The sequence below is a fragment of the Pseudomonas fuscovaginae SE-1 genome (genome assembly GCF_000364705.1).
In the GTDB taxonomy this organism is placed as follows: domain Bacteria; phylum Pseudomonadota; class Gammaproteobacteria; order Pseudomonadales; family Pseudomonadaceae; genus Aquipseudomonas; species Aquipseudomonas fuscovaginae_A.
In genome coordinates this window covers 1-2710 of record NZ_AQOH01000149.1, presented here as the reverse complement: position 1 = coordinate 2710, position 2710 = coordinate 1, and the positions used below count along the sequence as shown (strand labels likewise).

Genomic DNA, 2710 nt, shown 5'->3' with positions numbered 1-2710 from the left:
CAGCCACTGGACCGGCTGCTCAATGTCGGTCCGTTCGACGCACCGGGCACCCACGAAGTGCCGAACAACCTCTCGGCGAAGATCGGCCCGGCCCCCTGGCCCGTGACCTATGGCCCCTCGACCCGGCGCCTGATCGACTTCGCCGACCCGGACCACGGCCTGACCATCAATCCGGTGGGCCAGAGCGGCGTGCTGTTCGACAAGCACTACAGCGACCAGGCCGAGACCTATGTCGAAGGGGGTTATGAGCAGGTGCACATGAACGAGGTCGAGGTGTCGGCCAATACCCGCAGTGTGCTGAAGCTGGTGCCAGGCAGGTAGGCAGATTGCGGCGCGCCGTTCGCGGATAAACCGGGGCGCCCCGGTTTATCCGCGAAGGGATCACTACCTACCCCCCGGCCTTGCGCACCCGCCCCGGCGCTTGCCCATACAGTTCCTTGAACTTCTTGCTGAACGCCGCCTGCGACTGGTACCCCACCTGCACCGCGATATCGCTCAACCCCAGGTGCGAGTTGCTCAGCAAACCATGCGCCAGCTCCATCCGCACCCGCGTGAGCAGCACCCACGGCGATTCCCCCGCGACCTTGACGAACGCGCGCATGAAGGTCGCCCGCGACATGTTCGCCAACGCCGCCAGGCTGTCGATGCTCCAGTCGTGGGCCGGGTCTACCAGCATGCCCTGCCAGGCCCGACTCAGGCGCTTGTCGGCCAACAGCGCCAGGCTGCCGCTGGCCTGCACCTGCTGTTGCAGGTAGACCCGCAGAATCAGCGTGAACAACGCCGACGACAGCGCATCCACCAGGAACCGCGCGCCGGCCTGGTCGCCGTCGGCCTCCACGCGCAACAACCCCACCAGCGCCGCCAACTGGTCGCTGGCCGGCAGGTCGCGACTGGACACCACCAGGTACGGTGGCAGGGCAGCGAACAACATCGACTCGCGCTGGTAATGAAAACGCCCACAGAGCAGATCGAGCGCGGGCCCCGCGTGGCCAATCCGGTGCAGCGGCAGCAGGCCCCCCTGGCTGACCCGCGTGGCCGTCGGCGCCACCGGCCGTCCCTCACTGCGCAGCAGGTGCGTGCCGCCATCGGGCAACACCAGGATGTCCCCCGTGCCCAGGCGAACCTTCTCCCCACCCGGCAGCTCGACCTGGCACTCTCCGGCCAGCACGATGTGATAGGGCGCGATACCGGCGTTTTCCTGCTCGTGGTCCAGCGCCCAGTCGCCCTGCAACCGGCAACGCAGGTCCAGGCTGCCGCGCACATCGGCCAGCCCGATGAGCCTGTCGATCGAGTTCATTTGCGAATATCGGACAAAGGGTTGAGTGGATCGAACAAAAGTCTCTGCGCCGAATGGCTGACACTGACCTCGTTGTTTACACAGTCTACCTTCAGCCTTTCAGGAGTTACCACCATGTTCCTCAACTGGTCCGAACTGTTGCCCACCATCAAGAATGCCTTCGGCGCCCTGGGCAAATCCAATCCGAAAATGGTCCAGGCCTACATGAAGCTGGGTGAGGCCGCCGCCGAAAACAATGTGCTGGATGCCAAGACCCGCGAGCTGATTTCCATCGCCGTGGCGATCTCCACCCGCTGCGATGGCTGCATCGGTGCCCACACCGACGCGGCGATCAAGGCCGGGGCAACCCGCGAGGAAGTCGCGGCGGCGCTGGCCACGGCCATTTCGCTGAATGCCGGAGCGGCCTATATCTATTCGCTACATGCCCTGGAGGCGTACGACAGCCTGAAGCCTTGAGTCAGTGCTCAAGCGCCTCTTCGCGGGCAAGCCCTGTTCCTACAGGTTGGTGTCGTCCGCCATTTTTTGTACGACACCAACCTGTAGGAACAGGGCTTGCCCGCGAAGCTTTTATCAGACTACGCGCTCTCCACCACAGCCGATGCGCGGCGCACATCCGGCTGTTTCCAGGAATCCGCCGCGCTTTCCTCGATGGCCTGCTGGATCGCCTTGCGCCGGCGCTCTTCGGCCTGGCGGCTGAAGTACCAGACCAGGAAGGTCACCAGCGACACCGCCAGCAGGATCAGGCTCGCCACCGCGTTGATCTCCGGCTTCACGCCCAGGCGCACCGCCGAGAACACTTCCATCGGCAGGGTGGTCGAACCCGGCCCGGACACGAAGCTGGCCAGCACCAGGTCATCCAGCGACAGCGCGAACGACATCATGCCGCCCGCCGCCAGCGACGGCGCGATCATCGGGATGGTGATCAGGAAGAACACCTTCCACGGCCGCGCGCCCAGGTCCATGGCCGCCTCTTCGATGGACAGGTCCAGCTCGCGCAGGCGTGCCGACACCACCACCGCCACATAGGCCGAGCAGAAGGTCGTGTGGGCGATCCAGATGGTGGCGATGCCACGCTCCTGGGGCCAGCCGATCATCTGCGCCATGGCCACGAACAGCAGCAGCAGCGACAGGCCGGTGATCACTTCCGGCATCACCAGCGGCGCGGTGACCATGCCACCGAACAGGGTACGGCCCTTGAAGCGGGTGATGCGGGTCAGCACGAACGCCGCCAGGGTACCCAGCGCCACCGCCGCCAGGGCGGTGTAGCAGGCGATCTCCAGCGAGCGGCCGACCGAGCCCATCAGTTGGGTGTTGTCCAGCAGACCGACGTACCACTTCACCGACCAGCCGCCCCACACCGTCACCAGCTTGGAAGCGTTGAACGAGTAGATCACCAGGATCAGCATCGGCAGG

General features: G+C 65.4%; 4 protein-coding genes. 2 read left to right on the top strand and 2 right to left on the bottom strand.

The annotated features are described in order from the left end of the window. A partial coding sequence (locus K675_RS0115425; protein WP_026145222.1) for a penicillin acylase family protein occupies positions 1 to 321 on the top strand: 321 nt, incomplete at its 5' end. Between the two features lie 67 nt (positions 322 to 388). Here the strand turns inward: K675_RS0115425 and K675_RS0115420 are convergent. Next, positions 389 to 1297: an AraC family transcriptional regulator gene (locus K675_RS0115420; RefSeq protein ID WP_017904403.1), complete on the bottom strand. Its 909-nt coding sequence runs from the start codon at positions 1295 to 1297 to the stop codon at positions 389 to 391. Positions 1298 to 1411: 114 nt separating this feature from the next. Between K675_RS0115420 and K675_RS0115415 the strand changes: the two genes are divergently transcribed. Next, a complete protein-coding gene (locus tag K675_RS0115415) occupies positions 1412 to 1753 on the top strand; it encodes a carboxymuconolactone decarboxylase family protein (protein ID WP_017904402.1) in 342 nt (113 codons plus the stop codon). Positions 1754 to 1872: 119 nt separating this feature from the next. Here K675_RS0115415 and K675_RS0115410 read toward each other — a convergent pair whose 3' ends face one another. Continuing rightward, positions 1873 to 2709, bottom strand: coding sequence for an ABC transporter permease subunit (locus tag K675_RS0115410; RefSeq protein WP_051070753.1), 837 nt, complete (start codon positions 2707 to 2709; stop codon positions 1873 to 1875). Position 2710 lies beyond the last annotated feature (1 nt).

Coding starts and splice junctions, on each gene's coding strand:
- K675_RS0115420 (WP_017904403.1), bottom strand. CDS start 1,297: ATGAACTCGATCGACAGGCTCATCGGGCTGGCCGATGTGCGCGGCAGC.
- K675_RS0115415 (WP_017904402.1), top strand. CDS start 1,412: ATGTTCCTCAACTGGTCCGAACTGTTGCCCACCATCAAGAATGCCTTC.